24 protein-coding genes and 1 pseudogene are annotated in these 25664 nt (G+C 68.5%); 19 read left to right on the top strand and 6 right to left on the bottom strand.

Annotated elements, in window-relative coordinates:
- The first annotated feature begins 29 nt into the window (after nucleotides 1–29).
- From FHW81_RS17700 to FHW81_RS17690, 3 genes are all read left to right on the top strand, one after another.
- Nucleotides 30–962: a LysR family transcriptional regulator gene (locus FHW81_RS17700; RefSeq protein ID WP_003102145.1), complete on the top strand. Its 933-nt coding sequence runs from the start codon at nucleotides 30–32 to the stop codon at nucleotides 960–962.
- A gap of 104 nt (nucleotides 963–1066) precedes the next feature.
- Nucleotides 1067–2704, top strand: a complete 1638-nt coding sequence (locus FHW81_RS17695; protein WP_023091347.1) for a GMC family oxidoreductase — start codon at nucleotides 1067–1069, stop codon at nucleotides 2702–2704.
- Between the two features lie 21 nt (nucleotides 2705–2725).
- A complete protein-coding gene (locus tag FHW81_RS17690; RefSeq protein ID WP_003160203.1) occupies nucleotides 2726–4174 on the top strand; it encodes an aldehyde dehydrogenase family protein in 1449 nt (482 codons plus the stop codon).
- Nucleotides 4175–4209: 35 nt separating this feature from the next.
- Here the strand turns inward: FHW81_RS17690 and FHW81_RS17685 are convergent, their stop codons facing one another.
- From FHW81_RS17685 to FHW81_RS17675, 3 genes are read right to left on the bottom strand one after another with little or no spacing between them, the layout of a single operon-like run.
- Nucleotides 4210–4845, bottom strand: coding sequence for an IbrB-like domain-containing protein (locus FHW81_RS17685; RefSeq protein ID WP_023091346.1), 636 nt, complete (start codon nucleotides 4843–4845; stop codon nucleotides 4210–4212).
- A complete protein-coding gene (locus FHW81_RS17680; protein WP_031772080.1) occupies nucleotides 4763–5275 on the bottom strand; it encodes a GNAT family N-acetyltransferase in 513 nt (170 codons plus the stop codon). Before FHW81_RS17680 ends, FHW81_RS17685 begins: the two co-directional genes overlap by 83 nt.
- Complete coding sequence (locus FHW81_RS17675; RefSeq protein WP_023084299.1) at nucleotides 5272–6498, bottom strand: phosphoadenosine phosphosulfate reductase; 1227 nt, start codon at nucleotides 6496–6498, stop codon at nucleotides 5272–5274. The genes FHW81_RS17680 and FHW81_RS17675 overlap by 4 nt, the downstream gene beginning before the upstream one ends.
- An 852-nt stretch (nucleotides 6499–7350) precedes the next feature.
- Between FHW81_RS17675 and FHW81_RS17670 the strand changes: the two genes are divergently transcribed.
- The 8 genes from FHW81_RS17670 to FHW81_RS17635 all read left to right on the top strand — a co-directional run bounded on the left by FHW81_RS17670 (nucleotide 7351) and on the right by FHW81_RS17635 (nucleotide 16311).
- Complete coding sequence (locus tag FHW81_RS17670) at nucleotides 7351–7902, top strand: fimbrial protein (RefSeq protein ID WP_033944139.1); 552 nt, start codon at nucleotides 7351–7353, stop codon at nucleotides 7900–7902.
- A gap of 87 nt (nucleotides 7903–7989) precedes the next feature.
- On the top strand, nucleotides 7990–8736 hold the full coding sequence (locus FHW81_RS17665) for a fimbrial biogenesis chaperone (RefSeq protein WP_015648745.1): 747 nt from the start codon (nucleotides 7990–7992) through the stop codon (nucleotides 8734–8736).
- Nucleotides 8720–11338 (top strand): fimbria/pilus outer membrane usher protein, encoded by a 2619-nt coding sequence (locus FHW81_RS17660; protein WP_023110072.1) that lies wholly within the window; start codon nucleotides 8720–8722, stop codon nucleotides 11336–11338. The genes FHW81_RS17665 and FHW81_RS17660 overlap by 17 nt, the downstream gene beginning before the upstream one ends.
- Nucleotides 11335–12696, top strand: coding sequence for a fimbrial protein (locus tag FHW81_RS17655; RefSeq protein WP_003122783.1), 1362 nt, complete (start codon nucleotides 11335–11337; stop codon nucleotides 12694–12696). Before FHW81_RS17660 ends, FHW81_RS17655 begins: the two co-directional genes overlap by 4 nt.
- A complete protein-coding gene (locus FHW81_RS17650) occupies nucleotides 12686–13399 on the top strand; it encodes a fimbrial biogenesis chaperone (protein WP_003113635.1) in 714 nt (237 codons plus the stop codon). Before FHW81_RS17655 ends, FHW81_RS17650 begins: the two co-directional genes overlap by 11 nt.
- Complete coding sequence (locus tag FHW81_RS17645) at nucleotides 13396–14253, top strand: EAL domain-containing protein (protein WP_023464702.1); 858 nt, start codon at nucleotides 13396–13398, stop codon at nucleotides 14251–14253. The genes FHW81_RS17650 and FHW81_RS17645 overlap by 4 nt, the downstream gene beginning before the upstream one ends.
- Before the next feature lie 140 nt (nucleotides 14254–14393).
- The gene (locus tag FHW81_RS17640; RefSeq protein WP_003088871.1) at nucleotides 14394–14918 is read left to right on the top strand and encodes a DUF4142 domain-containing protein; all 525 of its coding nucleotides are present in this window, start codon (nucleotides 14394–14396) and stop codon (nucleotides 14916–14918) included.
- A 28-nt stretch (nucleotides 14919–14946) separates the two neighbouring features.
- A complete protein-coding gene (locus tag FHW81_RS17635) occupies nucleotides 14947–16311 on the top strand; it encodes a cation:proton antiporter (RefSeq protein WP_003142470.1) in 1365 nt (454 codons plus the stop codon).
- Here FHW81_RS17635 and FHW81_RS17630 read toward each other — a convergent pair.
- Both FHW81_RS17630 and FHW81_RS17625 read right to left on the bottom strand, forming a co-directional pair.
- A complete protein-coding gene (locus FHW81_RS17630; RefSeq protein ID WP_003102168.1) occupies nucleotides 16289–16738 on the bottom strand; it encodes a DUF421 domain-containing protein in 450 nt (149 codons plus the stop codon). The genes FHW81_RS17635 and FHW81_RS17630 overlap by 23 nt on opposite strands.
- A gap of 25 nt (nucleotides 16739–16763) precedes the next feature.
- Complete coding sequence (locus FHW81_RS17625; RefSeq protein ID WP_003088874.1) at nucleotides 16764–17288, bottom strand: hypothetical protein; 525 nt, start codon at nucleotides 17286–17288, stop codon at nucleotides 16764–16766.
- Between the two features lie 248 nt (nucleotides 17289–17536).
- On the opposite strand from FHW81_RS17625, the gene FHW81_RS17620 reads away from it, so the two are divergent.
- From FHW81_RS17620 to FHW81_RS17595, 6 genes and pseudogenes are all read left to right on the top strand, one after another.
- Nucleotides 17537–17926, top strand: a complete 390-nt coding sequence (locus FHW81_RS17620) for a response regulator (RefSeq protein ID WP_003102170.1) — start codon at nucleotides 17537–17539, stop codon at nucleotides 17924–17926.
- 17 nt (nucleotides 17927–17943) lie between these two features.
- Nucleotides 17944–20466 carry a DNA ligase D gene (gene ligD / locus FHW81_RS17615; RefSeq protein WP_023087998.1) on the top strand — a complete coding sequence of 841 codons (2523 nt, stop codon included), beginning with the start codon at nucleotides 17944–17946 and terminating at the stop codon, nucleotides 20464–20466.
- A 75-nt stretch (nucleotides 20467–20541) separates the two neighbouring features.
- Complete coding sequence (locus FHW81_RS17610) at nucleotides 20542–20757, top strand: PLDc N-terminal domain-containing protein (protein ID WP_003088893.1); 216 nt, start codon at nucleotides 20542–20544, stop codon at nucleotides 20755–20757.
- Nucleotides 20758–20776: 19 nt separating this feature from the next.
- Nucleotides 20777–21016, top strand: coding sequence for a metallothionein (locus tag FHW81_RS17605; protein WP_003120196.1), 240 nt, complete (start codon nucleotides 20777–20779; stop codon nucleotides 21014–21016).
- A gap of 10 nt (nucleotides 21017–21026) precedes the next feature.
- Nucleotides 21027–21574, top strand: a pseudogene (locus FHW81_RS17600) (CinA family protein).
- Nucleotides 21571–22431 (top strand): SDR family oxidoreductase, encoded by an 861-nt coding sequence (locus FHW81_RS17595; protein WP_003100806.1) that lies wholly within the window; start codon nucleotides 21571–21573, stop codon nucleotides 22429–22431. Before FHW81_RS17600 ends, FHW81_RS17595 begins: the two are co-directional and overlap by 4 nt.
- 19 nt (nucleotides 22432–22450) lie before the next feature.
- Here FHW81_RS17595 and FHW81_RS17590 read toward each other — a convergent pair whose 3' ends face one another.
- Nucleotides 22451–22639 (bottom strand): hypothetical protein, encoded by a 189-nt coding sequence (locus FHW81_RS17590; RefSeq protein WP_003088902.1) that lies wholly within the window; start codon nucleotides 22637–22639, stop codon nucleotides 22451–22453.
- Between the two features lie 242 nt (nucleotides 22640–22881).
- On the opposite strand from FHW81_RS17590, the gene FHW81_RS17585 reads away from it, so the two are divergent.
- A complete protein-coding gene (locus FHW81_RS17585) occupies nucleotides 22882–23169 on the top strand; it encodes a DUF2513 domain-containing protein (RefSeq protein ID WP_003100808.1) in 288 nt (95 codons plus the stop codon).
- Between the two features lie 52 nt (nucleotides 23170–23221).
- Entirely contained in the window at nucleotides 23222–25660 is a 2439-nt protein-coding gene (locus FHW81_RS17580; RefSeq protein WP_003100816.1) for a glycogen/starch/alpha-glucan phosphorylase, read from the top strand.
- Nucleotides 25661–25664: the final 4 nt, after the last annotated feature.

The raw sequence follows: 25664 nt of genomic DNA, 5'->3' as shown, positions 1-25664 counted from the left end.
CCGCGGGGGCGGATCGCAGAAGGACACCGATGAACAAGTTTGCCGAAATGACCACCTTCGTCAGCGTGGTCGACGCCCATAGCTTCTCCGAGGCCGCCCGCCGCCTGGGCACCACCAAGTCGCAAGTCAGCCAGCGTATCCAGCAACTGGAGAGGCGCCTGGGCCGGGTGCTGCTGAACCGCACCCGGCCGCTGAGCCTCACCGACCCCGGTCGCACCTACTACGAACATGCCTGCCGCCTGCTACAGGAGCTGGAGCAGGCGGAAGCCTCGGTGCTCGACGCCGATGACGACCTGCGCGGCCAGTTGCGCCTCTCCGCGCCGCTGGCCTTCACTCCGCGCTACCTGGCGCCGCTGCTGGCGCGCTTCGCCGAGCGCCATCCGCAATTGCGGGTGGACGTGCAGGCCGACGATCGTTTCGTCAACCTCCAGGAACCGCGCTTCGACATGGCCCTGCGCATGGGCCGGCTGGACGACTCCTGCCTGGTGGCGCGGCCGATCACCGCCAACCGCCACCTGCTCTGCGCCAGTCCCGACTACCTGGCGCGGCATGGCGTGCCGCAGCATCCCGAGGAATTACAGGCGCACGACGGGCTGGTCTACTACAACCGCGAGCCCGGCGGCATGCTCTGTCTGCCGGTGGACGGTGAACCGGCCTCGTTCCGCATCCGGGTGAGGATGCGCACCGACTCCGGGCACCAGTTGCTCGAAGGTGCGCGCGCCGGGCTCGGCCTGGCGATCCTGCCGAGCTTCCTGGCCGCCGATGCCTTGCTGGCCGGCGAGCTGCTGCCGGTCCTGCCTGGCTACTCGCCGGACGGCGGGCAGGTTTCCGTGGTCTACCGCAAGACCCAACGGACGCCCCGGAAGATCCTCGTCCTCGGCCAGTTCCTCGAAGAGGAAATCGGCGATCCGGCACCCTGGGACCGCGCGCTCATCGAGCGTGGCCTGTTGCCGCCGGGCTGAGTTCGGAAAAACCGAACCAGCGGTTCGCCTTCCGCTGTCTGTCGCCGAGGGCGCGCCGGGCATAGCGTTGCTCCCGTCAATCGATCTGGATACGGGAGAACCCCATGCACCAACCCGAAAACCCGGCGCGCCGCACCTTGCTGGCGCAGACCGTCGCCGGCTCCGCCGCGCTCGCCCTGGGCTCGCTGCTCGGCGGCGCGCCCGGCGTGGCCAGCGCCACGGCGGAAACGCCCCGCAAGGCCTTCGATGGCGGCAGGATCGATGTGCTGATCGTCGGCGGCGGCTCCGCCGGCGCGGTCCTCGCCCGGCGCCTGAGCGAGCGCGGCGACCGCCGGGTACTGTTGCTGGAAGCCGGCCAGGCCTATCCGGCCTGGGACTACCCCAGGATCATCGCCAGCAGCGACAGCGTCGGCGGCGACCCCTCCAGCGACTGGGGCTACCAGTCCCAACCGGGGGCGATCGGGCACCCGATCCATGCGATCCGCGGCAAGGTCCTCGGCGGCAGCTCGGCGATCAACGGCGCGGTGGCGATCCGCGCGCGGCGCGAAGACTTCGCCCGCTGGAACCTGCCGGGCTGGTCCTACGACGACCTGCTGCCGGCGTTCCGCCGCCTGGAGACCCGCCAGGGCGGCGACCCGGCCCTGCACGGCGGGGACGGACCGCTGCCGGTGCGGCAACTGAGCCGCGCCGATCTCTCGCCGATGCAGAGGGCCTTCGTCGACGCCACCCTGGCCAACGGTTTCAAGGCCATCGCCGATTTCGACGGCGCCGACGCCAACGGCGTCGGGCCGTACCCGATGAATGTCGTCAACGGTGTGCGCGTCAACACCGGCATGGCCTACCTCGACAACGCCGTGCGCGGCCGCGCCAACCTGTCGATCCGCGGCGACGCGCTGGTCGACCGGGTGCTCTTCGAAGGCAAGCGCGCGGTGGGCGTGCGCCTGGCCTCCGGCGAGGAAATCCACGCCGGCGAAGTGATCCTCAGCGCCGGCGCCTACGGCAGCCCGGCGATCCTGCTGCGCTCCGGTGTCGGCCCGGCCGACGAGCTGAAGGCGCTGTCGATCCCGTTGCTTGCCGACTTGCCGGTGGGCCGCCGGCTCAAGGACCATCCGTTCTACTACAACGCCTATGCCGCCCGGCCGGAGCGCATCGGCGCGCAGTCGCCGGTGATCGGCGCCAAGCTCTGGACCCATAGCTCGCGGGCGCAGAACGGCGAGCTGGACCTGCACATCACCGCCACCCACCTGTTCCCCGCCGAGATGAGCCCGACCGGGGTCGGCTTCGTCCTCGCCGTGGCCCTGACCCGGCCGCAATCGCTGGGCAGTGTGCGCCTGGCCAGCCGCGACCCGGCCGTCGCGCCGCTGATCGACCTGAACTTCCTCGCCGAGGCCGAAGACCGCGCGCGGTTGCTGGAAGGGGTCAAGCTGGCGCGCCGGATAGGCCGCAGCGAACCGCTCGCCGGGCTGATCCACGCCGAACTCGGGCCGGGGCCCGAGGCACGCAGCGATGCGCAGATCGAAGCGGCGATCCGCGCCACCCTCGATACCTACCACCACCCGACCTCCAGCGCGCCGATGGGCCGCGCCGGCGAGCGCTGGGCGGTGGTCGACCTGGAGGGCAGGGTGCATGGCCTGCAAGGATTGCGGGTGATCGACGCCTCGATCTTCCCCGATGCCATTTCGGTGGCCACCAACATCACCACCATCGCCGTTGCCGAGCACCTCGCGCAGCGCATCGCCTGACCGACCCAGGAGAACTTGCAGATGAACGGACACGCCAGACACTGGATCGACGGCGCATGGCTCGATTCCGCGCAGCGGGGACAATCCTTCGACCCGGCCAGCGGCCAGCCGATCGGCACCTACGCCGACGGCGGGCGGGCCGAGGCCGATGCGGCGATCGCCGCCGCTGTGCGCGCCTTCGAAGATGGTCCCTGGAAGGACGACCACGCGCTGCGCGCGACAGCCCTGGAGGAAATCGCCGCGGCCTTCGAGCGGCATGCCGATGCGCTCATCGACCTGCTTGCCCTGGAGAACGGCAAGATCAAGCCCGAGGCTGCCTTCGAGGTCGGCATGGTGCCGGGCAAGCTGCGCTACTACGCCGGCCTGGCGCGCAGCGAACGGGGCGCCAGCGGCACGCCGCGCCCCGACGTGGTGTCGCTGGTGCTGCGCGAGCCGATGGGCGTCGCCGGCATCATCGTGCCGTGGAATTCACCGGTGGTGCTGATGATCCGCTCCCTGGCGCCGGCGCTGGCCGCCGGTACCACCACGGTGGTGAAGATGCCGGGGCAGACCGCGCAGACCAACGCCATGGTCGCGCGGATCATCGCCGAAGCGCCGTCGCTGCCTGCCGGGGCGGTGAACATCTTCAGCGAATCGGGTTCCGAAGGCGCCCGGCGATTGATCGACGCGGCCGAGGTGCCGGTGATCAGCTTCACCGGCTCGAGCGCCACCGGCCGAGCGATTTCCGCCGCCGGCGCGCGGCACCTGAAGCGCTTCGGCCTGGAACTGGGCGGCAAGACACCGCACCTGGTGTTCGACGACGCCGACCTGGACGCCGCCTTGCCCGTGCTGGAGAAGTCGCTGACGGTGTTCGCCGGGCAGTTCTGCATGACCGGTTCGCGCCTGCTGGTGCAGCGCGGCGTTGCCGAACGGCTACGCGAACGCCTGGCGCAGCGCCTGGAAAACCTGCGCGTGGGGCCGGCGGCGGACCCGCGCAGCGACATGGGGCCGCTGATCGACAAGGCCAACGTCGAGCGCGTCGAGCGAGCCGTACGCCAGGCCATCGCCGCCGGCGCGCGGGTGGTGGTCCGCGGCGGCCCGGTAACCGAGGGCGAGCTGGCGGCCGGCGCCTTCTACCGTCCGACCCTGCTGGAGGTCGATGATCCGGACCTGGACATCGTGCAACAGGAAACCTTCGGACCGGTGCTGACCCTGCAGGTATTCGAGCACGAGGAGGAGGGCGTCGCCCTGGCCAACCGCAGCGAGTACGGGCTGGCGGCCGGGGTCTGGACCCGCGATGTCGCGCGTGCCTTTCGGGTGGCGCGGAAGATTCGCGCCGGCACCGTGTGGATCAACGACTGGGCCAAGGTCTACGACGAATTCGAGGAGGGCGGCTACCGCCAGTCCGGCCTCGGCCGGCTGAACGGGGTCGCCGCCCTGGACGACTTCGTCGAATACAAGCACATCAGCCTGACCACCGGCGCGGCCTGAGCCTGGGCGAGCGGTGCGGCCGACGGCGCCGCCCGCTACTCCCAGGAGCGGGAATACACGTGTTCGCGGAACAGCTCGGGCAATCCGGAAACCTGCTTGAAACGCAGCACCTCGTCATTGTCCATGCCCAGTTCGCGGGCCACGTCGGCCTCGCTCCAGCCGGCCTTGAGCAGGGTCACCACGATCGCCGTCATCGGCAACACGCCGTGCACGCCGCGTGCTCGGTTGTGGCGGATGGTGGCGGCGATGCGCTCGCTGTCGCCTTCGCGCCCGGCGCGTATCGCGGCGATCGGCAGGTAGCCGTGCAGACGCTGGCGCAGCGCGCCCTTGGCGCTGCCCACGCGCAGGCGGTGGAAGCCGTCGACCACCTCGTAGCGCCCGTCGGCCTGCGGATAGGCGACGATGGGCTGGGTGAATCCGTCGGACTCGATGGACAGCCTCAGCAGTCGCATCTCCGGCGGCGCGACGGTATTGGGGTTGTAGTCGTTGCCGGCGACGCGCTCGGCACGCACCCACTGCACGCAATCGACCGGCTCTTCGGCGAACGGACTGTGCGCGTGGAGCAGCCGGCGGATCCGGTTGATGGCTTCAATCCGCTCGGCAAGCGGCAACCCGTGCAGTTCGCCGAACAGCGTCTCGGCCCGCTCCGTCAGTGTCTTTGTCTGTGCCATGGGCTTTCCTCATGAGCGTCACCCAGCTACCCCGGGTGGAATGCACGGCGAAGCCGTGCGGTTCGAGAAGGCGCGCGCAGGCCTGGGGCGCGCGGGTGGTACAGGCCAGCCCGAGTTGGTCGACATGTCCGAGGACCCGCTCGCGCAGGGTGCGGAACAGCCCGCGACCGCGCGCTTCCGCACGCAGGTAGGCATCGCGCAGGCGAACCACGTCGGGATGTTGCTCCAGGCTGACGAACCCCAGTATCCGCGTGTCCCCCTGGCGGCGGAGCACGAACCAGCGGTGGTAGGGACCGTCGCTCAGCGGGTAGCCGCCGCATTCGCGGCGCACCCGGGCGCTGGCGAAGAAGCGGCCCATGCTGGCGAAGAAGGCGGCCTCGTCGTCGAACGAGCGCCACTGCAGGATCTCGCAGTCTTGCGGGCGGATCACGAGCGCTTCTCCCGACCGGGGACCAGTCTGTCGATATCGGCCTGGGAGAAGCCGAAGGACAGCGAGCGGGCCATGTCCTGCTTCAGCAGGGATAGCGCAATACGCCGCCAGGACGGCTGCTTGCGACGATTCTCCAGGGCCGGGATCCCCGCGTCCGGCCAGATGGCAAGGGGATAGTCGTGCTGCTTCCACCAGAGGATGAAACGCTCGATGCGCCGCTGGTAGATGCCGCGCAGAGGCGGCGGCATGCTGCGCAGGAGGAACTGGCTGTACTCGCGCCAGGTGCCGAAGGAGGGCGGCAGGCCAAGGCCGCCACGGTAGCCGAGGAAGCGCTGGCGACAATAGCGCGCCCCATAGTTGGCGCCGGCGACGCGCCGGACTACCTTGAACCAGGTGCGTGGCTCGATCCGGTGGAACAGGTCGAGGCCCTTGCGCTGGTCGTCGCCATAGGGCTGGCAGATGCGCATCTGCGAGAACGGCACGCCGGCGCGGTACATCTGGTCGTAGAGGCGGTTATAGGCGTAGCCGTGGTCGGCGACGCAACGCCAGAGATCCTCGAAACGCCAGTCGTAGATCGGGAAGAAGCTCACCGCCTGCGGGTTGGCCCGGTCGCGCGCGCTCCAGGCCAGCGGCGCGGAGCCGCCCGGCGGCGTCCAGGCGCATTGTTTCGCCCGGCTCCTGCGCTTGACCGCCAGGTAGCGATTGAGCGATTCGTCCGAACGGATGCCGACCAGGAACGCGGTAGGCTCTTCCCTGGACAGCCAGGCGTTGAAGCCGGCGACGAACTCCTCGAACTCCATGCGGTAGCGGTAGAAGGGGAAGAACCCCGGGTCGCTGATCACCCCCGGGTGCTTCGGCAGCGGGCGCACCCAGTCGGCCTCGGCGCCGGGCTCCCAGCAGCACCAGTAGGGTTCCTCCAGGCTGGAGGCGTTGCGCAGGTTGAGTGGCAGGCAGACCCACCAGGGGCGTACGTCGGGATGCCCGAGCATCTCGCTGACGTGATCGATGGTGGCCTGGTACTGCCCCTCCAGGTCGATGAACAGTACGTCCACCGGGCTGCGTCCCAACTCGCGTGCCACGTCCAGCGCCAATTGCAGGGTGACCGAGCTGTCCTTGCCGCCGGAGAAGGCGACACAGACGCGCTCGAAGTTCCGGAATACCAGTCGGAGGCGGGATAGGGTTGCGGCATGCACATCGGCATCCTGGTAATGCTTGCCTGCCATGGGTGCGAACCTCTTCTTTTAATAACTATTGAGGGAGACCGTTGCGACGACGGTCCATGTGCAATGTTTGTTTCGGAGTTTCTCCAAGCTATTTTTTCGAGAGTCGCGGCAGCCGGCACGTTCGGCGACGTTGGACTCCGAATCAGTGGATAACGGAAATATGTCCAGGCACTTGGCAGAGCGACGACCAACAGGCCCGACAACTGTCGTGCAGGAACTTTTTCAATGCTAGGCGAAGCCGTGGTTCGAGTTGTTGACTTGTCGCAAGACGGATTCTCCGAACAGCATCGGCGCAGCGCCCACTTGCAACGAGAGTGCGCACGCCGCCGTTGGCACTCGTCTGCGCACCGGACTTCTGAGCGGCGGCGGAAAAAGCTTGCTGCGCAAGGAGAAGCGCCTGCGGGTGAACATGAAAATTGCCCGGGAAAAGTCGAAGGTAATTATTCGTTGAATAACAGGGAAGTGCATACTTCCAACTTGGAAGTTAACTGCATGGCACCATCCATGCATTACACGGATGACGGTTTTTATTATAAGTCCAAACTGGCGAAGACAAGCAAGAGAGGCCGGATGCCAGAGTTCCATAGTCGGAAATACAAGCGTTGCAATGTCGACGGATAGCGCGAAGAGGCGGCGGTACCCTGCGAAACGAGGCAATTCCCCGAATGGCGGGCACTCGAACGGATTTATAAGTCCGCCGTTCGGCGTTCACCTCGACGCCTGTGCACGGGATACTTATATCGGTGGTTCGCACCACTGATTATCGATTTGAACTCGTTCGAGTCTTTACCGCGTTCCCGGCCGAAATAAAAGGCGGGTGGACGATTATTGCCTCACACAAGGAACATAGGCATGACCAGAACTTCGAACCCATGCGCAGTGGTATTGGCCTTTGCGGCAATTGCCGCTTCGGGAACCGCGATGGCGGCAAACACTATCACATTCAGCGGCGAAGTGACCGACCAGACCTGCCAGGTCGCGGTCAACGGCTTCACCGACCCCACGGTGATCCTCGACAGCGTACCGGTGAGCGCCCTCGATGGCGCAGTGGGCCGCAGCGCCGGCGAAACCGCCTTCACCCTGCAACTCACCGATTGCGTCGCGCCGACGGCCGACGAGCATTTCACCACCCTGTTCCAGGCCACCAACCCCAGCGCCGCCGGGAACCTGGTGAACACCGCCGCCAGCGGCGCGACGGGCGTGGCGCTGCAATTGCTCGATAGCGTCGGCGGCAACCCGGTCGACCTGGGCGGCGGCGCGGCGGTGCCCGCCGGCGACATCGTGCTCGCCAACGGAGCCACCAGCACCAGCTACGACTACGCGGTGCAGTACGTCTCCGAAGCGGCGACCGTGACGCCCGGTCCGGTACTCGGCGCCGTGACCTACACGCTGCGTTACGAGTGAATGCCGGCGGCGCATGCGCCGCCCCTTCCTTTTCCCAGCACTAAAGCCGGGCCCGGTCGCTGGACCGTGCCCGGCCAGGTAAGCCGCATGCCCAGACATTCGTACCGATCCGGCAGGACATCGGCGCTTCTGCTCGTCCTGCTGGCGAGCATCGCCCAGGCGCGGGCAAGCGTGGTGGTGACCGGGACCCGGGTGATCTATCCCGGCGAGGCACGGGAGAAGACCGTGCAACTGAGCAATCGCGATGCGTTTCCCAACGTCGTCCAGGCCTGGGTCGACATCGACGCCCCGGACGTGCCGCCGGACCAGGCGGACGCGCCGTTCCTGGTCAACCCGGCGGTATTCCGCATGGCCCCGGACAGCGGCCAGACGCTGCGCATCGTCTACACCGGGCAGGGCCTGCCGGGCGATCGCGAATCGCTGTTCCATCTCAACGTCCTGCAGATCCCGCCACGCAACAGCAGCCATGCGGATCGGAACCAGATGCTGCTGATGCTGCGCAATCGCCTGAAGCTGTTCTACCGCCCGGCGGGCATCCAGGGCCGTCCCGAGGACCTGCCCGGGCAACTGCGTTTCGCACTGGTCCGGCGCAGCGCCGGCTGGGCGGTGCGGGTGGACAACCCGAGCGGCTACTACGCCTCGTTCGCCAGCGCCACGCTCAGCGTCGGCCAGCGCCGCTGGCGCTTGCGCAGCGGCATGCTGGAGCCGCGCAGCCATGCCGAATGGCAGGCCGAAACCCGAGAAGCCCTGCCGCCGGGACGCGTGCGCCTGCACGCGCTGCTGATCAACGACTACGGTGCCCATATGGATATCCGTCATGACCTATCGCCATGAACGCCGCTGCCGCACCGGCACGGCCCTGATGGCGGGCGGCATGGCGCTGGCGGCGAGCGCCTTCGGTCATGCCCAGCCCGGCTACGAATTCGATGATCGCCTGTTGCTCGGCTCTTCCCTGGGCGGCGGCGACCTGTCGCGCTTCAACCAGGACGGTCGGATCGATCCGGGTCGCTATCACGTCGATGTCTACCTCAACGAGCGCTTCGCCAGCCGCAGCGAAGTGAGTTTCCGCGCCAACCCCGCCAGCGGCGCGGTGGAGCCCTGCCTCGACGAAGACTTCCTGCGCCAGCGCCTCGGCGCCAAGCCTGGTGACGATCCGCGCAAGAGCGGCGACGGGCGCCACTGCGCCTTTCTCGATGCACGCCTGCCCGGCTCGCGGTTCAGCCTGGACGTCGCCCGCCTGCGCCTGGATCTCTCGGTGCCGCAAGCCTTGCTCGACCTCAAGCCGCGCGGCTACGTCAGCCCCGAGGAGTGGGACGCCGGCGACAGCATGGGCTTCGTCAACTACGACACCAACCTCTATCGCTCCGAATACCGCGGCGGCGAATCGGGACGATCGGACTACGCCTATGTCGGCCTGAACAGCGGCATCAACCTCGGCCTGTGGCGTTTGCGCCACCAGTCCAACTACACCTATTCCCGCTACAATGGGCAGGCCAGGCGCAAGTGGAACAGCATCCGCACCTATGCCCAGCGCGCCTTGCCGGCCTGGCGCAGCGAACTGACGGCGGGGGAGAGCTACACCGCCGGCAACCTGCTCGGCAGCATCGGCTACCGCGGCCTGAGCCTGGCCACCGACGACCGCATGCTGCCCGAGTCCCTGCGCCGCTATGCGCCGCAGGTGCGCGGCACCGCGGCCACCGCGGCGCGGGTGGTGATCAGCCAGAACGGCAGGAAGATCCGCGAGGTGAATGTCGCCCCCGGTCCGTTCGTCATCGACGATCTCTACGACAGCGCCTATGCCGGCGATCTGGATGTCCAGGTGTTCGAAGCCGATGGCAGCGTATCGAGCTTCAGCGTGCCGTTCGCCTCGGTCCCGGAGTCGATGCGTCCCGGCATGTCGCGCTACAGCTTCACCCTGGGCCAGGCGCGCCAGTACGGCGACGGCGACGACCTGTTCGCCGACTTCACCTACCAGCGCGGCATGAGCAACGCCCTGACCGCCAACCTGGGACTGCGTGTCGCCGACGACTACCTGGCCATGCTGGGCGGCGGCGTCCTCGCCACCCGCTTCGGCGCCTTCGGCCTGAACAGCACCTATTCCAGCGCACGCGTCGAGGATGGCGCGCGCAAGCAGGGCTGGCGCATCGGGCTCGACTACAGCCGGACCTTCCAGCCCACCGGCACTACCCTGACCCTGGCCGGCTACCGCTATTCCACCGAAGGCTACCGCGAACTCGGCGACGTGCTCGGCTCGCGCGACGCACTGCGCCACGGGGACACCTGGGATTCCGGCAGCTACAAGCAGCGCAACCAGTTCAACCTGCTGGTGAGCCAGGCCCTCGGCGGTTACGGCAACCTCTATCTTTCCGGCTCCTCGAGCGATTTCTACGACGGCAAGAGCCGCGACACCCAATTGCAGTTCGGCTACTCCAATACCTGGGGGCAGTTGAGCTACAACCTCGCCTGGTCGCGGCAGACCACCACCTACTACCAGGAGCAGGGCGACCAGGACCCTGGCGTCGAGCTGCTCCGGCGCGACCGGCGCAGCGGCCAGCGCAACGACACCCTGACCCTCAGCGTCTCCATGCCGCTGGGTTCTTCCAGTCGGGCGCCGACGCTCAGCGCCATGGCTACCCGGCGCTCCGGCGACAGCCGTGGCGGCAGCCTGCAAACCGGGCTGAACGGTACGCTGGGCGACGAGCGTACCTGGAGCTACGCGCTGTCCGCCAACCGCGACAGCGAGGTCGCCGACACCACCTGGAACGGCACGTTGCAGAAGCAGGCGGCGCTGGCCACCGTGAATGCCGGCTATGCCCAGGGCGATCGCTACCGGCAATACAGTGGCGGCATCCGTGGCGCGCTGGTCGCCCACCGCGACGGGCTGACCCTTGGCCCCAGCGTCGGCGATACCTTCGCCCTGGTCGAGGCCAAGGGCGCCAGCGGTGCCGCGATACGCGGCGGGCAGGGCGCGCGCATCGACGGCAACGGCTATGCGCTGGCCCCCTCGCTGTCGCCCTATCGCTACAACCCGATCTCCCTCGATCCCGTTGGCATCGATCCCGACGCCGAACTGCTGGAAACCGAGCGCAAGGTCGCGCCCTACGCCGGTGCCAGCGTGCGCGTGACGTTCAGGACGCTGACCGGCCATCCGCTGCTGATCCAGGCACGGCGCGAGGACGGCAGTGTGCTGCCGCTCGGCGCCGTGGTGGTCGACGACGGCGGGGCGGCCATCGGCATGGTCGGGCAGGGCGGCCAGGTCTATGCGCGCGCGGAAAACCAGCGGGGCAGGTTGCTGGTGCAATGGGGAACGGCGCGCAAGGAGCGTTGCGAGTTGCCCTACGACCTGGCCGGTGTGTCTCGCGACCAGGCGCTGATCCGCCTGCGCGGCACCTGCCGGGCAGCCACCACCGACTCCAACCTGGAGAACGCCAGATGAACCGCACGCTTCCCCTGCTGCCCGCGCTGGCCCTCGGCGTGTTGCTGGGGCTTCCCGCCAGTGGCCAGGCGACTTGCTACCGGGTCACCTCGGTAGGCAGCGAGACGACCACCTCGAACACCCAGATCCGCCCAGGCGAAGGTACCGCCGGCAGCTGGACCGGCGCCTGCGACACCTGCAATGGCTCGCTCGGCCTGCCCAGCGTGGTCAACGTCAGCGACGAGAGTTTCCAGCCCTATCCGACGCTCATCGCCAGCGCGGTGGCGCCGCTGACCCAGTACGGCGCCACCGGCGGCTACGACCCCGAACGGGTGTTCTTCCGCTGTAGCGCCGGGGACGCCGTCTACGAGATGTTTTCTACCAACGGCGACGATCTCTATAGCGGCTACTACACCGGCGCCGACACGGTGGGCAACGACATCGGCCTGCAGGATGCCTACCGGACCGCCTGGCCCAACGTGCTGCTGCGCCTGACCAACGTCGAGACGGGGGAAAGCATCACGCCGATCTGGAAGGAGCGCCAGCTCTCCGGGCTGGACATCGACTCGCGCGGCTTCCAGCTGGTCAAGGCGAAGAACCTCGCAGCGGTACGCGCCGAGCTGTACAGCGCGCCGCTGGAGGCGATCCGCTACTACTCGCCGACGATCCTCTCGCAGCCCTATTCCTACACCCAGCCGGCGGCCTACATCGCCATCAAGGGGCCGGGCCTGACCGCGCCGACCGTCGGCCAGGCGCACGTGGGCGGCAACTGGGGCGGCTGGTACAGCAACTGGCCGGGTGCCATCGGGCTGTACCGCTACGTGACCCTGAAACGCTATCCCACTTGCGCGGTGATGACGGTCACCCCGCACGTGCAGTTCCCGTCCATCACCCTGGCAGAGATCGATAGCGGCGGCGTGCGCGAGGCGCCCTTCGAACTCACCTTCAAGTGCCAGAGCGGCATGACCAACGGCACCGGGGCCGGCGCCACGGCGCTGGGCATCCGCGTGTCCAGCGGGGCCCTGGCGGCCAGCCCGGCGCTGGGCCTGGTCAACGCCAGTGGCGGACTGTCCTACCTGCTCTCCGACCGTTACGGGGAGCCGGGCATTGCCCGTGGGGTCGGCATCCGCATCTACCGCGACGGCACGCCGATGACGCTCCTGGCCAACGAGAACTCCGCCGGCGGCAGCAACGCCGAGGCCACCGGCTGGTACCCCGCCATCGGTGGCGCGACCCAGGCCAACGGCGGTAGCGGCGGCATCGACCTGTACCGCGAAACCTTCCGCGCGCGCCTGGAGAAACTCGCGCTCGGCAGCCAGCCCGGCGTCACGGCGGGGCGAGTCGAGGCCACGGCGCAGGTGGTTATCCGTGTCCAGTAGGCGCGCGCTCGCGCTGCTGGCCATGCTTTGCCTCGCGCCGACGAGCGAGGCCGGAGTGACCGCGGAGCGCACCCGCCTGGTGTTCGTGGAGGGCCAGCGCGAGGCCTCGTTGCTGCTGGTCAACCAGAATCCCTACCCGGTGCTGGTGCAGGCGTGGGTCGATGACGGTGCCCTCGACGGCGAACCGGATACCGCGCTGGCTCCGTTCCTGCCGCTGCCGCCCGTATTCCGCCTGGAGCCGGGACGCCAGCGCAGCCTGCGCCTGCTGGCTACCGGCCAGGCTCAGGCACGGGATCGCGAATCGCTGTACTGGCTGAACATCTACGAGATCCCCCCGCAAGCCACCGCCGAGGCCGCTGGCCGGCCCCGGCTCACGGTCACCCTGCGAACCCAGATGAAGGTGCTGTACCGCCCGCACGGCCTGCATCCGCACGCCGAGGACGCGGCCGCCGAACTGGGCTTCGCGCTGCGCGACGAGACCCTGCGGGTGGACAACCCGACGCCGTACTTCGTGTCCCTGGCGGGGCTGGCGCTGGAGATAGGGGAGACGCGCCTGGATCTGCCCGGAACGCTGCTGGCTCCGCGCTCGCAACGACGCCTCGGCCTGCCGCGGCGGGTGGACGGCGGGACGCGCGGCGAGGTGGCGTTCGACTGGATCGACGACAACGGCGTCAGCCGCCAGGAAAGGAAAGCTCTACAGTGAACAGTTCCCCACAGGCTCGCCAGCACGAGCACCCACCGGCCGTTGCCGCCTCCCTGGCCGGCGACCTGCGCCTCGCCCGGCGTTTCCAGGCCGCCCTGGCGCGCGGTCGGGTGCGCCTGGACTGGCAGGCCGTACGGCATGCCGGGCATCCGGAATGGGAGCCGCTCTACCGGGAAACCCTGCTCAGGGTCACGGCCGCCAGCGGCGAGCCGCCGTTGCCGACCCAGGAACTGATCCTGGCGCTGGAGCGGCTCGGCCTGATACGCCTGCTCGATCGCTGCGTGCTGGGCACGGTCCTCGACCGGCTGAACGCCGAGCCTACCTTGCGCCTGGCCTGCAACCTGTCGCGCCAGAGCGCGGCGATGGATGCCTGGTGGGAAGCGGTCTGCCGATGGCTGGCCGCCCGTCCGCAGGTGGCACGGAGGCTGACGCTGGAGCTGACCGAGACCGCCGTGGGCGAGAGAGTCGCGACCCGGGAGTTCATCCGACGCCTGCGCGAACATGGCGTGCGCATCGCGATAGACGACTTCGGCGCGGCGCACAACAACCTGGACTTCGTTCTCGATGCCCGTCCCGATGTGATCAAGATCGATTGCCGGTATACCCGCGAAGCACGTCGCTCGGCGAAGGGCGTCGAAGTGCTGCGCCATCTGCTGGCCCTGTGCCGCGAACTGGCGCCCTGCGTGGTCCTGGAAGGTCTCGAGGAGGACGATGCGTTCGCCCGGCTGCCGACCGGGGACGTCTATCTCCAGGGCAACGCGATCGCGCCGCCGATGCGGGTCGAACCGCCGCTGTCCGTACGCCGGCCGAAGAGCCGGGCGCGGATCGAGGCGCTGGCGAGCCGCCAGGGGTGACCGGGGAGGGCGCCCGGCCTGGCACGGTCGGCGAAAAATCTGAACGGTCGGCCGGCGGCGCCGTCACAGCAGCGACGATGCCGAGGTGCGTTGTGCCGAAGTCCCGGCATTTTTTCCCTGTCACGCCAACGGAGTCGACCATGAACAGAGCAATCAGCCTTCCCCTCAAGGGAGCCGCTTGGCTCCTGCTGGTCCTGGCCCTGCCTTTCGCCAACGCCCAGGACATGAACAAGACCGCGCCACAGACCTTCGTCAGCGAGGCCTCGGCGGCCGGCGTAGCGGAAATCGAAGCCGGCAAGATGGCGCTGGAAAAGAGCACCGCCGCCGATGTGAAGGTATTCGCCAAGCAGATGATCGACGACCACGGCAAGGTCAACGCCGAACTGCGCAGCCTGGCCGAGCGCAAGAAACTGGAGGTCGAAGACGACGCCAGCCTGACCGACAAGGCCAAGGCGACCCTGCTCGACCTGCGCGACGCCTCCTTCGACCCGGCCTACGCCAATAACCAGGTGGCGGCTCACGAAAAAGCCGTGGAACTGTTCACCCAGGCCGCGGACAACCTGACCGACCCGGAACTGCAGGCATTCGCCAAGACCCATCTGCCGGCCCTGAAGCATCACCTGGAGATGGCCCGCGCGCTGGCCAAGGCGCACCCATCCAAGTAACGCCCCCGCGGGCGGAGCCTGGCCAGGCATGAGTTTCAGCCTGTGGTTGCTGGTACTGGGCTGCATCCTGCTGACGCTCGGCCTGGCCTCGGCCTACCTGCGCCTGCTGCCGGTCAGCACGTCGTTCATCTACCTGCTGTTCGGCCTGGCCATCGGCCCGGCCGGGCTGCACGCCTGGCGCAGCGGCCTGGCGGACATCAGCGGCTGGTTCGAACACCTCAGCGAGGCGGCGTTGCTGATCTCGCTGTTCATCGGCGGCCTCAAGCTGCGCCTGCCGTTGCGCTCGCCGGCCTGGACCGCTGCCTGGCTGCTGGCCGGACCAGTCCTGCTCGGCTGTATCCTCGGCCTTACCCTGGGCGCGCATTTCCTGTTCGGCCTGGACTGGGGGCTGGCCTTGCTGGTCGCGGCGATCCTCGCGCCCACCGATCCGGTGCTGGCCAGCGACATCCAGGTCAACCACGCCGGCGACGACGACCGCCTGCGCTACGCCGTATCCGGCGAGGCGGGACTCAACGACGGCATCGCCTTTCCCTTCGTCATCGCCGCCCTGCTGCTGATCGGTCAGGGCGGCGGCCTGCCCGGGGAGTTCGACCGCAGCGGCCTGGACTGGCTGCTGCGCGACGTGCTCTGGGCGATTCCGCTCGGCCTGCTGGTGGGCTATTGCCTGGGCCATGGTCTCGGCCGCCTGGCCATCCACCTGCGGGCGCGGCACACCGACACCTCGGTGTCGGCCAACGACTTCCTCGCCCTGGCGCTGATCGCGCTGTCCTATGTCGGCGCCGACGCACTGGGCGGCTGGGGCTTCCTCGCCAGCTTCGCCGCCGGGATCGGCCTGCGCCACGCCGAGGTGGCGACGCTGGGGCGCGCCTCGGCACCGGCCGAGGCGCAGGCGGCCGCCGCCGACGTGCGCGAGGCAGGGCAGGCCAGCGGCGCCATCGAGTACGGCGCCGACCGCAGCGAACACCCGAAGGTGGCGGCCGGCGCGGTGATGCTCGACGTGCTCTCCTTCGGCAACCTGCTGGAGCGCTCGCTGGAAGTGCTGCTGGTGACCCTGCTCGGCGCCATGCTCTACCAGCACTGGGACTGGCGCGCGCTGCCGCTGGCGCTGCTGCTGTTCTGCGTGTGCCGGCCGGCGATGGTCTGGCTGCTGGTCGGCCGGCGGCTGATGCACCCGGCGCAGCGGCGCCTGCTCGGCTGGTTCGGCATCCGCGGCATCGGCAGCCTGTACTACCTCAGCTACGCGCTGAACCAGGGGCTGCCTACGGCGCTAGCGCATACCGCCAGCGACCTGGTGCTGAGCCTCGTCGCCCTGAGCATCTGCGTGCACGGCCTGAGCATCCAGCCGCTGCTGATGCGCCAGGCGCGCAGCGTCAGTCGCCGCGATCGGGAATGATCGAGATCTTGCCGTTCTTCTCGAGGATGGCGAAGCGGATCTGCTCCATGCGTTCCAGGCCCTGGGTCTCGCGGGCGGCCAGGAGAATGTCTTCCTCGCGCAGGCGGGCCTCGGCCAGGCGTGCGTGCAATGGCCTGCCGTACTCGACGATGAGCGTCGGGGAGCCCTCGATCAGGGTGTCGAGCTTCGGATGACGCAGCTTGAGCAGGGACAGACCGACGTCGATGACGATCAGGGTGATGATCACCAGTACCGCGTTGACCAGCGAGAAGTCGTCGCCCAGCAGCGCCTGCTGGGTGGCTTCGCCGATGATCATCAGCAGCAGCAGGTCGAAGGTGGTGATGTCGGTCAGTGAACGCCGCCCGGCGATGCGGAAGAGTACCAGCAGGACCAGGTAGAGCGCGGCGGCTCGCAGTATGGAATCCATCGTGCGCCTCCTCGGAACGGATGACTCAGGGGTAGATGAACTGGTCGAAGGCCAGGCTCTCGCCGGCGAACTCCAGTCGACTGGCGACTTCGCCGAGCTGGTTCGGCAACAACGTCAGGAACAGGCTCAGGCGACCGTCTTCGTCGAGCCTTCCCTCCAGTTCCAGGCCACCCCGCCAGCTGTGACTGCGCAGCGGTTGCGGTTGCAGGCTCTGGATGCTGTGCGCCTGTAGCAGTCCGCCGCCCAGGCGCACGCCAACCTCTGTGCCCGGCGCGCCGCGCAGATCGATGCGCAGGCGGCTGGCGGCGCCGCTGCGTTCGAAACGCTCGTAGGCCAGGGTCAGCCTGCCGCTGTCGCTGACCAGCGTCCGCGAACTCAGAGGCCCGCCGGCGAACACCCCGGTCAGCGCCAGGAGGATCACCCCGAGCAGGACCCACAGGCCCGCCCGTTCGAAACGCCAGGCGCGGCGCTGGCTTTCCAGGCGCTCCGGGATCGGATACTCGCGCTGGTCGAACGCATCGTCTGCGGCGTCTTCTGGGGCAGGGCGCATGGCTGGCTCCTTCGCTCGCGGTCTCTCAGGCTGGACCCCGGTCGACGTGGTTGGTGCCGGCGGGCTTACCAGCGGTCCGCGCGGGTCGGGCAATCTGCACGATGAACAGGCGCCTTCCGGGCACTCTGCTGATCGCACTTTGCGATCAGTCCGCGCCCAATCGCCGTGGTCACGCTGCTCCGGCGCAAGCGGGGCGGACGGCGCGAACCTTGCAGCGAAGCCTTCCTGACAATCCGACAGGGAGAACCATGGTGAACGGAGAAAACAAGATCGTCCTGGTCCTCGAAGAACACGCCGACCAGCTCTGGCGGATCGAGGAATTCCTCCTCGATCGAGGCTACGCGGTGCTCAGCGCGGCGAGTCGCGACGAAGCCCTCGACCACCTGGCCTCGGACGCGGTGATCGACCTGTTCCTGCTCAGCGAGCAGCTCGAAGGTCCTCTGAGCGGCAGCATGCTCATCGAAACCAGCCTGCCGGTGCGCCCGCGGATGCGGGTGATCCTGCTCAGCGACAGCGCTCGCGTCGGCATCGACCCGGCGGCACCCTATCCGGTGCTGCTCAAACCGGTGACCCTGGAGGAACTGGGGAAAGCCATCGATATGGTCCTGCACAGCGCGCCGGTCTGCCCCGGCGTCTGAGCACCGAGGAGCCCACCATGCCCAGCAGCAAGCCGCTCGCCGAGTACGCCCGCAAGCGCGATTTCCGCCAGACCCCGGAGCCCAGCGGCCGCAAGCCTCGCAAGGACAGCACCGGGCTGCTCCGCTATTGCGTCCAGAAGCACGACGCCAGCCGCCTGCACTACGACTTCCGCCTGGAGCTGGATGGCACCCTGAAGAGCTGGGCGGTGCCCAAGGGGCCGTGCCTCGACCCGGCGGTGAAGCGGCTCGCGGTGCAGGTTGAGGACCATCCGCTGGACTATGCCGATTTCGAAGGCAGCATCCCCCAGGGGCACTACGGCGCCGGCGATGTCATCGTCTGGGACCGAGGCGCCTGGACGCCTCTGGACGATCCGCGCGAGGGCCTGGAAAAGGGCCATCTCAGCTTCGCCCTGGATGGCGAGAAACTCTCCGGGCGTTGGCACCTGATCCGCACCAACCTGCGCGGCAAGCAGCCCCAGTGGTTCCTGGTCAAGGCCAAGGACGGCGAGGCGCGCAGCCTGGATCGCTTCGACGTGCTGAAGGAGCGTCCCGACAGCGTGCTCAGCGAGCGTACGCTGCTGCCCCGCCATGGCGAAGCCGCCACGCCCGCGGCCAGGCCGGCGCGACGCGGCAGGAGCGGGGGGAAGACGCCGATGCCCGAGTGGATCGCCCCCGAGCTGGCCAGCCTGGTCGAGCAGCCTCCGCGAGGGGAGTGGGCCTACGAACTCAAGCTGGACGGCTATCGGCTGATGAGCCGCATCGAAGACGGCCACGTGCGCCTGCTGACCCGCAACGGCCATGACTGGACCGAACGCCTGCCACACCTGGAGAAGGCCTTGGCCGGGCTCGGTCTGCAGCGCAGTTGGCTGGACGGCGAACTGGTCGTCCTCGACGAGGAGGGTCGACCGGACTTCCAGGCCCTGCAGAACGCCTTCGAGGAAGGTCGCGGCGAGAACATCCTGTACGTCCTCTTCGACCTGCCGTACCACGAAGGCGAGGATCTGCGCGATGTCGCCCTGGAGGAGCGCCGCGCGCGCCTGGAGGCGCTGCTGGAAGGGCGAGACGAAGACCCGCTGCGGTTCTCCGCGACGCTCGCGGAAGACCCCCGCGACCTGCTGGCCAGCGCCTGCAAGCTCGGTCTCGAAGGCGTGATCGGCAAGCGTCTGGGCAGCGCCTACCGTTCGCGCCGCAGCAACGACTGGATCAAGCTGAAGTGCCAGTTGCGCCAGGAGTTCGTGATCGTCGGCTATACCGAGCCGAAGGGCTCTCGCCGGCATATCGGCGCCTTGCTGCTCGGCCTCTACAGCCCTGACGAGGAGCGCCGGCTGCGCTATGCCGGCAAGGTCGGCAGCGGCTTCACCGCGGCCAGCCTGAAGAAGGTCCGTGAGCGCCTGGAACCCCTCGCGGTCCGTTCCAGCCCATTGGCGAAGGTGCCGCCGGCGCGCGAGACCGGGTCGGTGCAGTGGGTGCGCCCGCAACAGCTGTGCGAGGTTTCCTATGCGCAGATGACCCGTGGCGGGATCATCCGCCAGGCAGTGTTCCACGGCTTGCGCGAAGACAAGCCGGCGCGTGAGGTGACCGGCGAGCGTCCCGCCGGCCCGCCGCCGCTGCGCGGCGCGCGCAAGGCCGGCGCCGGTGCGTCGCGGGCGGCCACCGCCGGCGTGCGCATCAGCCATCCGCAGCGGCTGATCGACCCGTCGATCCAGGCCAGCAAGCTGGAACTCGCCGAGTTCCATGCGCGCTACGCCGACCTGCTCCTGCGCGACCTGCGCGAGCGCCCGGTGTCGCTGGTGCGCGGCCCCGACGGAATCGGCGGCGAACTGTTCTTCCAGAAGCACGCGGCGCGCCTGAAGATCCCCGGCATCGTCCAGCTCGACCCGGCGCTCGATCCCGGTCATCCGCCGCTGTTGCAGATCCGCAGCGCCGAGGCGCTGGTCGGCGCGGTGCAGATGGGCAGCATCGAATTCCATACCTGGAACGCCAGCCTGGCCAACCTGGAGCGGCCCGACCGTTTCGTCCTCGACCTCGACCCGGACCCGGCGCTGCCGTGGAAGCGCATGCTCGAAGCGACCCAGCTGAGCCTGACGTTGCTCGACGAGCTGGGCCTGCGCGCCTTCCTCAAGACCAGCGGCGGCAAGGGCATGCACCTGCTGGTGCCGCTGGAGCGCCGGCATGGCTGGGACGAGGTCAAGGATTTCGCCCAGGCCATCTCCCAGCACTTGGCGCGCCTGATGCCGGAGCGTTTCTCGGCGGTTTCCGGGCCGCGCAACCGGGTCGGCAAGATCTTCGTCGACTACCTGCGCAACAGCCGCGGCGCCAGCACCGTGGCCGCCTACTCGGTGCGCGCCCGCGAAGGGTTGCCGGTGTCGGTACCGGTGTTCCGCGAGGAACTCGACTCGCTGCAGGGCGCCAACCAATGGAACCTGCGCAGTCTGCCGCAGCGCCTCGACGAACTCGCCGGCGACGATCCCTGGGCCGACTACGCCGGCACCCGCCAGCGCATCAGCGCGGCCATGCGGCGCCAGCTCGGGCGCGGCTGACCGTCCGCGAAAAAGGCGGAACTCCCCCGGCGCACAGGGCCTCCACCGTGCAACGAGATGCCGAGGAGGCCCCCGATGGATACCGCCTACCTGATCCTCGCGCTGCTGGTCCTGTTGCTCCTGGTGGATGCCTGGGCCATCAACAGCGTGCTCCGCAGCGACAGCTCCGCCAGTCGCAAGCTCGGCTGGTCGCTGCTGATCCTGCTCCTGCCCGTGCTCGGCCTGGTCCTCTGGGGCTGGACCGGCCCCCGTGGCTTGCGCCCGGTGACCTCGCCGGAACACAGCAAGTGAACCCCACTGGAGATTGCCCATGAACAGCGAAACCTGTGCCTGTCCCAAATGCACCTGCCAGCCCGGCGCCGATGCCGTCGAACGCGACGGCCAGCACTATTGCTGCGCGGCCTGCGCCGGCGGCCACCCCCAGGGCGAGCCGTGTCGCGACGCCGATTGCCCCTGTGGCGGCACTACCCGGCCCCAGGTGGCGGAGGATCGCCAGCTGGACGACGCGTTGAAGGAGACCTTTCCCGCCAGCGACCCGATCTCGCCCTGAGGAGCGTGCCATGCCCGACCTGCAACTCGCGGACGAGGCCTCTCGTCTGGTGACCTACCTGCGTAGCGCCGACCTCAGCCTGATCACTGCGGAATCCTGTACTGCCGGGCAGATCAGCGCCGAACTGTCGGCGGTGGCCGGCAGCGGCAAGGTGATGGAAGGCGGCTTCGTCGTCTATTCGCCGGCGGCCAAGCTTGCCCTGCTGGGGCTCGACCCGAACTGGCTGGAGCGTTTCAACCTGACCAGCGTGGAGGTCGCCGAGGCCATGGCCAGGGCGGCCCTGCAACGCAGTCCGGCGAGCGCCGCGCTGGCGGTCACGGGGTTGCTCGGCAGTGAAGCGAAGGACGGCATCCCGCCCGGTACCGTGTGCTTCGCCTGGGCCTTCCGGTTGCCCGCCGGCCTCGCCTTGTTCTCGCGCCGCGAGCGCTTCCACGGCGACCCCGCGCGGATGCGCCGGGAAGCCACCCGCTGGGCGCTGCGGCGCCTGCCCGAATTCCATCAACGCGCCTTGCGCGGCGAACGCGCCTGAGGCGTCCGACAGAGAGGAAACCACCATGAGCGAACAGCGACAGACACTGCCGGCGCAGCACCAGGACCAACGTCCCGGCCACGAAAGCGAGATGCAGCCGAAGCCGGAGTTCGTTTCCGCCGATTACCGTCCGGCGGCCAAGCTGGAAGGTAAGGTGGCCCTGGTCACCGGCGGCGACAGTGGTATCGGCCGCGCGGTGGCGGTGGCTTTCGCCCGCGAGAAGGCGGATGTGGTGCTGGTCTACCTGGATGAGAACGAAGACGCGGCGAAGACCCGCGAGATCATCGAGTCGCTCGGCCGCCAGTGCCTGGCGTTCGCCGGCGACGTCGCCGACGCCGGCTTCTGCCGCCAGGTGGTGGACACGCTAAGGCAGAAATGGGGGCGCCTCGACGTGCTGGTCAACAACGCCGGCGAGCAGCATCCGCAGGCGCGCCTGGAGGACATCAGCGAAGAGCAGTGGGAGAAGACCTTCCGCACCAACATCTTCGGCATGTTCCAGTTGACCAAGGCGGCCCTGCCGCTGATGGGCAAGGGCGGGGCGATCATCAACACCACCTCGATCACCGCCTACAAGGGCAACCCCCAGCTGATCGACTATTCCTCGACCAAGGGCGCGATCACCTCGTTCACCCGGTCGCTGTCGATGAACCTGGTCAACCGCGGCATCCGCGTCAACGCCGTGGCCCCGGGCCCGATCTGGACGCCGCTGATCCCGTCCACCTTCAGCGCCGAGAAGGTCGCCCACTTCGGCGCGGATACGCCGATGGGCCGGCCCGGCCAGCCGGAAGAGCTGGCCGCCAGCTACGTCTACCTGGCCTGTAACGACTCGTCCTACGTCAGCGGCCAGGTGCTGCACGTCAACGGCGGTACGGTAGTCAACGGCTGAGGCGCCCCGGCGGCCGCGTTCACTCGCGTGCCGCCGCCGGCAGCAGGGGGTAGACCCGTACCGCGCTCAGACGCTGCGGGAACAGCAGGGGATAGCAGAGTTGCAGGCGAACGTGCGCCTCGCTGGTGCTGAGGGTTGGCGCGAAAGTGGTGAGCACGGTCCGGCCGGGTTGTCCGGCGTCTGAGAAATGAACCATGAAAGCCTGCATCGGAGCGCTCCTGCCGGGATACGGGAAAGGTCACTGCTCAGTGAAGCTGCGCTCCAGCTCTCGCGCCAGTCCGCACACCGACCGTTGGCAACGGCATTCCTCCCGACTGACGCCGGCGCCCGGCGGTTCCGTCGTGCGGACAGGCGGGCCGCCGGCGAAAAAGAATGAACCATCGCGGCCGCCGCGACTCCGCTTCTAGGTAGCCGGAACGGCCGGCCGCGACGCAGACAAGGAGCATGCCGATGAAACGCGACTGGGGGTTGATCAGGGATCTGCTGGAGCATCTGGAAAGCCTTGGCTTCGGCCAGCACTGGGAAGCACGCGAGCTACCCGGTCATTGCCGCGAGGCGGTGGCCTACCACTTGCAGTTGCTCAACCAGGCGCAACTGCTCTGCGGCAGCGTCCAGCATTCCTGGACCGGCCAGGAGCAATGGGTGGTCCACCACCTGACCCTGGCCGGCCACGACCTGCTCGACCGCCTGCGCCAGGAAAGCGCGGCGGCCGCCGTGCCGGTACGCAAGAGCGCCTGAGAAAACCCCGCAAGCACCGGCCTGCAGCGGCGGGCCGGAAGGAAGCCCGGCGATGCCCGACAGCCAAGACCAGACCCCAAGTGCGGTCCAGACCCTGAAAGCCAGCATCCTCGCCAAACTGCGCTACAGCGTCGGCCGCGACCCATCCACCGCGTGCCCGCACGACTGGTTCGAAGCGGTGGCCCTGGCGGTGCGCGACCACATCATCGACCACTGGGAGGAGGCCACCCCGCAAGGTGAAGCGCCCGCGCGCAAGCGGGTCTACTACCTGTCCCTGGAGTTCCTCATCGGTCGCCTGTTGCTGGACAACCTCGGCAACCTCGGGCTGCTCGAGGAAACCCGCCAGGCCCTTGCCGAGCTGGGCGTCGACCTGCAGCGGATCGTTGCCCTGGAGCCGGACGCGGCGCTCGGCAACGGCGGCCTCGGACGCCTGGCGGCATGCTTCATGGAAAGCATGGCCAGCCTCGACATTCCCGCGCATGGCTATGGCATCCGCTACGAGCATGGCCTGTTCCGCCAGGTGCTGACCGACGGCTGGCAGCAGGAGCAGACCGAGACCTGGCTGGATTTCGGCAATCCCTGGGAGTTCGAACGACCCGAGGTCAGCTACTACATCGACTTCGGCGGCAGCGTGCAGGTCGACAGCGAGCACAGTGGCCGAGCCATCTGGCGGCCGGACGAGCGGATCCGGGCGATCGCCTACGACACGCCGATCGTCGGCTGGCGGCGTGCCAGCGTCAATACCCTGCGCCTGTGGCGCGCTCGCGCCGAGGAAGACCTGCAACTGGACCGTTTCAACGCCGGCGACCATATCGGCGCGGTGGTCGACGTGGTCAAGGCGGAGAGCATCTCGCGGGTGCTGTATCCGGCAGACAGCACCGAGGCCGGTCAGGAACTGCGCCTGCGCCAGGAGTACTTCTTCGTCTCAGCCTCGCTGCAGGACCTGCTCGACCGCCACCTGCGCCATCATCACGACCTGCGTAGCCTGCCGGAACAGGTGGCGATCCAGCTCAACGACACCCACCCGGCGATCGCCGTCGCCGAGCTGATGCGGCAACTGGTGGACGTGCACCAACTGGCCTGGCCGGACGCCTGGGCGCTGAGCGTGGCGACCTTGTCCTACACCAACCACACGCTGCTCCCGGAAGCCCTGGAATCCTGGCCGGTGGCGCTGATGGAGCGCCTGTTGCCGCGCCACATGCAGATCATCTACCTGATCAATGCCTTCCATATAGACGCGCTGCGTGCCCAGGACATCCACGACTTCGACCTGTTGCGTTCGGTCAGCCTGATCGAGGAGGGCCACGGCCGACGGGTGCGCATGGGCAACCTGGCGTTCCTCGGTTCGCACCAGATCAACGGGGTATCGGCATTGCACACCGAGCTGATGCGCGAAACCGTGTTCCATGACCTGCATCGCCTCTATCCGCAGCGCATCAGCAACAAGACCAACGGCGTGTCGTTCCGCCGCTGGCTGTTCCAGGCCAACCCGGGGTTGACCGAGCTGCTGGTGGAGACCCTCGGCGCCGACCTGCTGGACACCCCGGAACGGCGCCTGCCGGACCTCGAGGAGCACGTCGAGGACGCCAGGCTGCGGGCGCGCTTCGCCGAGCAGCGCCGGCAGAACAAGACCGCCCTGGCGCGCCTGGTGCTGGACAGCCTCGGCGTGGCGATCGAACCGGAAGCGCTGTTCGATGTGCATATCAAGCGTATCCACGAATACAAGCGGCAGTTGCTCAACCTGCTGCACACCGTGGCGCTGTACCAGGAGATCCGCAACGACCCGACCGCCGACCGCGTGCCGCGGGTGAAGATCTTCGCCGGCAAGGCTGCCGCCAGCTACCACCAGGCCAAGCTGATCATCAAGCTGGCCAACGACATCGCCCGCACCATCAACGACGACCCCACCGTGCGCGGCCTGCTCAAGCTGGTGTTCCTGCCCAACTACAACGTCAGCCTGGCCGAGGCGATCATTCCCGCGGCGGACCTCTCCGAGCAGATTTCCACCGCCGGGCTCGAGGCCTCCGGGACCAGCAACATGAAGTTCGCCCTCAACGGCGCGCTGACCATCGGCACCCTGGACGGCGCCAACGTCGAGATGAGCCAGCGGATCGGCCTGGAACACATGTTCATCTTCGGCCTCAGCGCCCAGCAGGTGGAGCAGCGCCGGCAGGCCGGGGAGCTGGAGATGGGCGGGGTGATCGCGGCCTCGCCGCGGCTGGAGGAAGCCCTGGAGGCGATCCGCAGCGGGCTGTTCTCGGCCGACGACCGCAGCCGCTACGAAGGGCTGGTGGACGGCCTGGTGCACGACGACCGCTTCATGCTCTGCGCCGACTTCGAGGCCTACTGGCATGCGCAGTGCCGGGTCGAGGAAGTCTGGCGCGAGCCCGATCGCTGGTGGCGCTCGGCGTTGCTCAACGTGGCGCGGATCGGCTGGTTCAGCGCCGACCGGACGATCAGCGAATACGCCCGGGATATCTGGAAGCTATGAAGGG

This window comes from Pseudomonas sp. RC10-4-2 (assembly GCF_050433085.1).
GTDB lineage: Bacteria > Pseudomonadota > Gammaproteobacteria > Pseudomonadales > Pseudomonadaceae > Pseudomonas > Pseudomonas aeruginosa.
This window is presented reverse-complemented; position numbering and strand designations above follow the sequence as displayed.

Coding starts and splice junctions, on each gene's coding strand:
- FHW81_RS17700 (WP_003102145.1), top strand. CDS start 30: ATGAACAAGTTTGCCGAAATGACCACCTTCGTCAGCGTGGTCGACGCC.
- FHW81_RS17695 (WP_023091347.1), top strand. CDS start 1,067: ATGCACCAACCCGAAAACCCGGCGCGCCGCACCTTGCTGGCGCAGACC.
- FHW81_RS17690 (WP_003160203.1), top strand. CDS start 2,726: ATGAACGGACACGCCAGACACTGGATCGACGGCGCATGGCTCGATTCC.
- FHW81_RS17685 (WP_023091346.1), bottom strand. CDS start 4,845: ATGGCACAGACAAAGACACTGACGGAGCGGGCCGAGACGCTGTTCGGC.
- FHW81_RS17675 (WP_023084299.1), bottom strand. CDS start 6,498: ATGGCAGGCAAGCATTACCAGGATGCCGATGTGCATGCCGCAACCCTA.
- FHW81_RS17670 (WP_033944139.1), top strand. CDS start 7,351: ATGACCAGAACTTCGAACCCATGCGCAGTGGTATTGGCCTTTGCGGCA.
- FHW81_RS17665 (WP_015648745.1), top strand. CDS start 7,990: ATGCCCAGACATTCGTACCGATCCGGCAGGACATCGGCGCTTCTGCTC.
- FHW81_RS17660 (WP_023110072.1), top strand. CDS start 8,720: ATGACCTATCGCCATGAACGCCGCTGCCGCACCGGCACGGCCCTGATG.
- FHW81_RS17655 (WP_003122783.1), top strand. CDS start 11,335: ATGAACCGCACGCTTCCCCTGCTGCCCGCGCTGGCCCTCGGCGTGTTG.
- FHW81_RS17640 (WP_003088871.1), top strand. CDS start 14,394: ATGAACAGAGCAATCAGCCTTCCCCTCAAGGGAGCCGCTTGGCTCCTG.
- FHW81_RS17635 (WP_003142470.1), top strand. CDS start 14,947: ATGAGTTTCAGCCTGTGGTTGCTGGTACTGGGCTGCATCCTGCTGACG.
- FHW81_RS17630 (WP_003102168.1), bottom strand. CDS start 16,738: ATGGATTCCATACTGCGAGCCGCCGCGCTCTACCTGGTCCTGCTGGTA.
- FHW81_RS17625 (WP_003088874.1), bottom strand. CDS start 17,288: ATGCGCCCTGCCCCAGAAGACGCCGCAGACGATGCGTTCGACCAGCGC.
- FHW81_RS17620 (WP_003102170.1), top strand. CDS start 17,537: ATGGTGAACGGAGAAAACAAGATCGTCCTGGTCCTCGAAGAACACGCC.
- ligD (WP_023087998.1), top strand. CDS start 17,944: ATGCCCAGCAGCAAGCCGCTCGCCGAGTACGCCCGCAAGCGCGATTTC.
- FHW81_RS17610 (WP_003088893.1), top strand. CDS start 20,542: ATGGATACCGCCTACCTGATCCTCGCGCTGCTGGTCCTGTTGCTCCTG.
- FHW81_RS17605 (WP_003120196.1), top strand. CDS start 20,777: ATGAACAGCGAAACCTGTGCCTGTCCCAAATGCACCTGCCAGCCCGGC.
- FHW81_RS17595 (WP_003100806.1), top strand. CDS start 21,571: ATGAGCGAACAGCGACAGACACTGCCGGCGCAGCACCAGGACCAACGT.
- FHW81_RS17590 (WP_003088902.1), bottom strand. CDS start 22,639: ATGCAGGCTTTCATGGTTCATTTCTCAGACGCCGGACAACCCGGCCGG.
- FHW81_RS17585 (WP_003100808.1), top strand. CDS start 22,882: ATGAAACGCGACTGGGGGTTGATCAGGGATCTGCTGGAGCATCTGGAA.
- FHW81_RS17580 (WP_003100816.1), top strand. CDS start 23,222: ATGCCCGACAGCCAAGACCAGACCCCAAGTGCGGTCCAGACCCTGAAA.